A 6,208-nucleotide genomic window follows, 5' to 3' on the forward strand; every position below is an offset into this window, starting at 1 on the left:
CTTTCCAACTTGGGTTTGTTATCAAAACTCCGTCTAAATCTAATATCAGGTGCATTTTGCTCAAATTGTAGCCAACGTCTCGGCTATGAGTAGTTGCGTTGGTAATCACTTAACTTTGCAAGTACACTCCAAACTGAAAATCCGCGAGGATTTTCAGAAGTAGGCGAGAACAAGCAATTACTTATAGCCATTGTTGCCAACAGTTTTTATTATTTTTTCAGCGTTTTGATTGTTGTAATCCGCTATTATTTCTTTCAAAATTTTTGATTCTTTCTCAAACGTGTTTTCAAATTTATCCCAATTAGTCAATGTCAAAACTTTTGGCATTTCTACAATTCCAGTAATTGAGTCCCAAAATGCGTCCCAATTATTTCCATAAAATTCAGGGAAATAAAGTCGTTCGGCAAAAGTGTCGTGCAGGTGCTTGACATTTACAATATGCCCAAGGTCAATCGTTTTTATTTCAGGATTTAGTAATTCGTTAAGTTCCGAGTCAACGTCTTCTAAAATCTGTTTTCGATACCATTCTACGGGTTCAAGTTGCTTTTTCAAAGCATCCGAATTCCATTGATTGTATTCTGATTCTATTGGACAATTGTCGAGTTCACTTTCATAACCTATTGCAAGTCCGATTGAAAGAAATGGTCTTTTAATTTCCTCTTCTTGTTCAAGATATAATTGTCTCAATTTTCTTGTAGCCAAAACAATCTCAACTTTACCAGATTTTATTTTTTTTAATAGCTCTACTGTTCTCCACTTTTCGTATTCGCTCCAGTCGAAGTGCTTTTTGACAACTGATTTAATGTAGTTTTTTACTTCTCGACTTTTGAAATTGAAAGCTAACAAGTCGTTATAATGGTCTTCTGGAATTGTGTTTTCGAGTTCCTTATTTTCATAAATCCACTTTTCAAATGATTCCAATGAAAGGTCATCATTTAGGAATTGATAAAATTTGATTCTATTTGGGTTTATGCTTGTCATTCAAATTGTTGGCAACGGTTCGTATAACCGTCAGTTACGGGATTAAAGTTAATGTTTTTCGGTTAAGAACTGGCGTTAGCAATTCCGAGTGGATTCGGACGCAGTCGAATCCGCCGTAATTGCGGTTATACATTGTTAGCAACTGGCTTTTATTCCATTTCATATCTCCAGTACAAATTGCTATAAATTAGATATGTTACAATTAACCTTTGCGTCACGCTGTCAAATTCTATCTTATCAATTAATTCAGTCAATATTTCTCTATTCGGATAAGAATTGAGTTGAACTTTATCTTTTGTATCAAGAATAAATTGGTAATGTATTTGGTTCTTAAAGGAACTTATTGCACAGTCATAAAATAATTCCTCAAAGAATAGAGCTGTCATTAAATTATTCTCAATGAAATAATTGGTCGAATTAAACTCCTCAAATTCTTTTTTTAGATAATCGGCTTGTTCAATTTCAGCAATCAATGTCAAATAGCCATTTTTACTTATTTCTGATAGATGACCAGTTTTTTGCAAAAGATATTCGAACTTTTGAATTGAATCAAAAACACTTACTGAACTCGCTATGTCAGATTCCGACGTTTCCACTGGGTAAAGGATTCCTCTATCAAAAGTTTTATCATTTATGCATTTTTGATATTCAGATTCCAACTCATTCCTATTTTCATTACAAGAGGAAAAGGTCAGGGTAATTGATAATGCGATTAATAATTTCAAATTTCAGGGTTGTTTTTTGAGCTTGTTGCTAACGGTTTGGCTATGGTTACGTTGCGTGAAAATCCGCGAGGATTTTCCGCCGTAAACCGAAGATAGCAAATTTGCGAGGACTTTCCGAGAGGAAAGTCAGAAGCAATGAACTATAGCCGGTGTTGCCAGTAGTATTTATTTCCAAATTAATTCTCCTGATAAAATATCATCTTCTTTGTTATCAGAATGTCGGCTAACTATTATAGTATTATCTTTTAGTGTCAATGAGTGTAACATTCCATAAATTTCACCAGTTTCATCCTCACAAGTCCAGCATTTTGGTAAATCAAATTTAGCTTGCTTTTGTGTGTCAGTATCAATGATTGAAAGTTTTATGTACTTTCCAAAGTCCCAATCCACCTTAACGTAAAGATTCTCATTATCACTTTCAAAATTTCCATAACTCATATTAGGAAAATAATCTACTTGTGTTATAGTCGGTTTTGATTTTGTTGTATTGAAGATAGTCACATATCTACAGTTCGTACCACAACCGTCTATTAAAGCAAAACTTTTTTCTGTTATCCACTCAATTTGATTTGTGAACGGAATTCCAAACATTTCATATTCCTCGACTTTTAAGTCAATTGTATGTTTTTTGGTTTCGTCACCAAATTCAGCGATTAGATTTTGAGAATCATTTTCGGGTTTTGAATAGATTTTCAAGAATTTGCCATTTGAAATTGTATCAATCCAAAAAATTGTTTCACTTTTCTCGGTCAGTTGAGTTTTGTTTTCCGTTTTTGTCAAATTCACATTTTTCTCTTTTTGATTGCATCCAAAAAAAGTCAGAAATATTAATATCAACGGAATTTTCTTCATATTACTGGCAACGATTTGGCTATGATTCCGTTGCGAGTAAAATCCGCAGGATTTTCGAAGCAGGAATCATAGTTTGTTAAAAGTAGGAATTTTTCAATTAACTAAAAACAAGCAATGGATTATAGCCAGTGTTGTAAATAGTTGTGAGACATTTGAGTGAGAACGTTTAGCATATTTTCTGTTTTTAAATATTCTCTATTAAGTAAAAGTCAATTCCGAAGTATAAAAGATAAATTATCCCAAAGAGACTTACAATCCAATTATATTTTTTTGAAAAAATTCTAGAAATGTAAAAAATTCCGATAAAGAATAGCGCAATAATAGGAGGATAGACCAACGGAATAAATCCACCATGTCCAGAGCTTTGAGGTAAGTCCGTTGACATTCCAATAATCCAAGAAATCAACATTCCGATTAAAAGTCCGATAACATTGATTTTCGGTTTGTTTATCAGTTCAGAAATTTTATTCATTCAGAGCGTTGGTTGTCAATTTGGTTTTTATCCGAGCAATTATTTACAACGGTTTGTGTATGATTTGTTGCGTGTTACAGTAACTAATTTAGTAAAAAAACAAAGGCGATAATTCAGCGCGAGGATTTTCCGAAAGGAAAATCAGAAGCAATGAATTATACACGTTGTTAGCTGTAGTTTTTATTTTTCATTAAATTTTTCACAATAATTGTTATGTCAGCTACTAAATATCCGCCAACAACTATAATTCCAAAAATACCTAAAGGTCTTTGTCTTGGGTGATTTGGGTCGGGATTTAAAATCATTTGAATACATAGATAAAGAATAAATAGACAGAATGGATATAGTATAATTCTTGTCAAGATTTTCGCAAAAGTCCACTCTTTAACCTTATCCTGTTTTAATTCAGATTTTGGTTTGTTGGTCAATTCAGAGTTGTTTTTTAGCTCAATATTTTGAATGGCTTTTTTTAGTTCGTCAGTCAGAAGTTTGGTTTCGTATTTTTTTGAATTTCTCAAGACCAAACGTAATAAAAGTACAATGACTAAAAGTCCGATTGTTCCAATTACTGCCATTTTAAAGTCAGTTGAGAGGAACAAACCTGAAATCAATACAACTAAAAATCCGAATGTTATTTTATTCAGCAGTTTGTGATAAGGGTTTTTCTCTGTCCTTATTCCGTTCAGTTCGTCATTTTGGTTAAAAGTCAGATGGAATATTGGGTAAGCACCACGCAGAAAATGAGATGAACGCCAAATCAAAAGTTCATTCCGTTTAATTTCTCCACTGTATTTTGTTGTGTTGTAGTGAAATGCATCGTTCCAATGGTTTGTCAGATTACTTTTTTTGTTCTGAACAATTAATTTTTCGATGTCTTTCTTTTTTACCACAAAAGTTGGTTTAAATTACAGCTAACGGTCTCGGCTATGAACAGTTGCGTGGTTTAGCACAGACTTTTGCAAGTACACGACAAGCTGAAAATTCCGCAGGAATTTTCAGGATAAGCTTGTAATAGCAATTGTTTATAGCCATTGTTGTGCGTTCGTTATTATTCGTTCGTTAATTTTAACAGGCCAACTATAATTCCATTTTTCATAATTGGGTCAGAATAGACAATTTTCATTTCCTTATTCGGATTTATCATTCTAATTCTGTCCAAAATATATTTTTCTATCGGAAAAGGTGAATGACTTCTATTTTCGTTCACGAACGTTGCTAAAGTTTTATTTTCGTAAACCAACTTTATTTCACGTTTCATAATTTCATTGTTGAAGTCATAAAAGAATTTCAAATAGAGATTTTCATATTTATCTGATTTTTTAATTTCAGCAGTAAATCGGTTTGAGTCAACCATATTGCTTGCAAATAATAACTCCGAATCTTTGTAGAATTGCCAATTCGTTATCGTATCCGCAACAATCTTTTGATTTTCAGATTCAAGATTTTTCGTTTTAGTTTTCGAATCCGTTTCTGCTTGGTATTCCGCAATCCGATTATTCCAAGTGTCAATTTGTTTCTGCTTTTGATTACAACTCATTAGCAGAATTAAAATTGGAATTATTTGTATTATTTTACTTTTCACGATGGTTTTGTTAAATGACGCACAACGGTCCGTATAACCGTCAGTTACGGGATTAAAGTTAATGTTTTTCGGTTTAGAACTGACGTTAGCAATTCCGAGTGGATTCGGAAGTAGTCGAATCCGCCGTAATTGCGGTTATATATTGTTGCCATTAGTACTTTTTTCACTCACTATTTTATTTATTCTCGGTTGTATAAACCAAATTCCTATTGGAAAGAACCAAATCATAAAAAATTCTCCGATAAAGTCACTAAAAGTTACTGTTCGCTGTAATTCAATAGTTTTGATTGTTTTCGAAACGAAATATAGCAAATAGAATATGCAGAACATTGAAAATAAATGCAATGGAATAACTACAAATAACATTTTTCCAACAATTCCGCCAACAGCATTACTTCCAGATGAAATTCCGTAAAACGTAGTTCCGATTATTACCAATAAAAAAAGAATATAAGTCAGAGGAATGAAGAAAAATATTTTGAATTTTTTAATTTTCATTTTAATGTCAGTTGGGATGAATTTCTGTAATCCAATTCCAATTGACCAAAACCAGCCAAAAAATAGTCCAACGTAAAGGACCATTATAATAGGAAATATTTTCATCATATTCAGCATTCCTGTTTGGTCAGGATTGCCGTTTGAGTCAATATTCGCAAACATTGATATCATAGTAATTATTTGTAATAAAATCGGAATTCCGAACATTAGGGTAAATAATTGCCAATGTTTAGCGTTTAAAAATTTGTTTATCATTCAGTTTGTTGGTTTTTCGGTATTAATGGCAACGGTCTTGGCTATAGTGTCGTTGCGGAAAACGTCCGCAGGACTTTTCCGCCAAACCTAAAGATAGTAAAGTTGCCCAAATAAACTATGAGTATTACCGCAGCAATGAACTATAGCCGGTGTTACCTGCAGATGTTTTTTTCCGCCTCTTTATATTCTGCACTATTATATATTTTATTCAATTCAGCGTTTAATTTCGCTTTTAATTTTTTCCAATTCCGAGTCGCTTTTTTTGATTTCCGCTTACCCTGTCCAATTTTCAATTCAATCGTGTTGTCAGTAGGTTTTATTTCACGAATTATTTGGTCAAAGCAAAATGGCAATTCGATAAATACAGTTTTGTTTTTTGGTATTATCAGACAAAAATTTCCGTCAAAATCTGTTGTTGCCCCGATTTCTGTTCCTTTAATCATAACTGTTTGACCAGGTAAAGGTTGTCCGTTTTCCTCAACCAAATTTCCACTCAGATCGCGAAATTCAAATTCCAATTCCGCACTTTGTGAAAAAGTCAGATTATAAGTCAGAATTAATAATATGAGAATGGTTTTTCGCATTTGCAGGTAACGGTTTGGCTATGATTAGTAGCGTAGAATTAACTAAAAATTATTAAATAATGAACTTAGAATTAGAATTATATAATTTAAAAAGAATGGTTATAAATGAAAGCCATATATCTGACTTAGCAAAACAAAAGATTGCAGATAAAATTTTACAAATAGAAAAGGGTATAGCTATTAATTATAGCCGTTGTTGTAAAACGTAATTTTATTTTTCAGTTTTTCATAAGGCATAATTCTTTTCTTATCCAAGTTT

The 6,208-nt window shown here is 32.4% G+C and carries 9 protein-coding genes; 1 reads left to right on the forward strand and 8 read right to left on the reverse strand.

The window, feature by feature from the left end; translation table 11 throughout:
* Positions 1–177: 177 nt before the first annotated feature.
* From GZ212_RS15930 to GZ212_RS15965, 8 genes are all read right to left on the reverse strand, one after another.
* On the reverse strand, positions 178–921 hold the full coding sequence (locus GZ212_RS15930; RefSeq protein ID WP_166962498.1) for a barstar family protein: 744 nt from the start codon (positions 919–921) through the stop codon (positions 178–180).
* Between the two features lie 209 nt (positions 922–1,130).
* On the reverse strand, positions 1,131–1,706 hold the full coding sequence (locus tag GZ212_RS15935) for a hypothetical protein (RefSeq protein WP_166962501.1): 576 nt from the start codon (positions 1,704–1,706) through the stop codon (positions 1,131–1,133).
* 165 nt (positions 1,707–1,871) lie between these two features.
* Positions 1,872–2,492: a hypothetical protein gene (locus GZ212_RS15940; RefSeq protein ID WP_166962504.1), complete on the reverse strand. Its 621-nt coding sequence runs from the start codon at positions 2,490–2,492 to the stop codon at positions 1,872–1,874.
* A 250-nt stretch (positions 2,493–2,742) separates the two neighbouring features.
* Positions 2,743–3,030: a hypothetical protein gene (locus GZ212_RS15945; RefSeq protein ID WP_166962507.1), complete on the reverse strand. Its 288-nt coding sequence runs from the start codon at positions 3,028–3,030 to the stop codon at positions 2,743–2,745.
* Positions 3,031–3,197: 167 nt separating this feature from the next.
* The gene (locus GZ212_RS15950) at positions 3,198–3,920 is read right to left on the reverse strand and encodes a hypothetical protein (protein ID WP_166962510.1); all 723 of its coding nucleotides are present in this window, start codon (positions 3,918–3,920) and stop codon (positions 3,198–3,200) included.
* Between the two features lie 158 nt (positions 3,921–4,078).
* Entirely contained in the window at positions 4,079–4,612 is a 534-nt protein-coding gene (locus tag GZ212_RS15955) for a hypothetical protein (protein WP_166962513.1), read from the reverse strand.
* Between the two features lie 135 nt (positions 4,613–4,747).
* A complete protein-coding gene (locus GZ212_RS15960; protein WP_166962516.1) occupies positions 4,748–5,365 on the reverse strand; it encodes a hypothetical protein in 618 nt (205 codons plus the stop codon).
* 152 nt (positions 5,366–5,517) lie between these two features.
* A complete protein-coding gene (locus tag GZ212_RS15965; RefSeq protein WP_166962519.1) occupies positions 5,518–5,949 on the reverse strand; it encodes a carboxypeptidase-like regulatory domain-containing protein in 432 nt (143 codons plus the stop codon).
* Positions 5,950–6,008: 59 nt separating this feature from the next.
* Here GZ212_RS15965 and GZ212_RS15970 point away from each other — a divergent pair, with 59 nt between their 5' ends.
* Complete coding sequence (locus GZ212_RS15970) at positions 6,009–6,158, forward strand: hypothetical protein (RefSeq protein WP_166962522.1); 150 nt, start codon at positions 6,009–6,011, stop codon at positions 6,156–6,158.
* The last annotated feature ends 50 nt before the right edge of the window (positions 6,159–6,208 follow it).

The sequence above is a fragment of the Mangrovimonas sp. CR14 genome (genome assembly GCF_011764015.1).
Lineage (GTDB): Bacteria > Bacteroidota > Bacteroidia > Flavobacteriales > Flavobacteriaceae > Mangrovimonas > Mangrovimonas futianensis.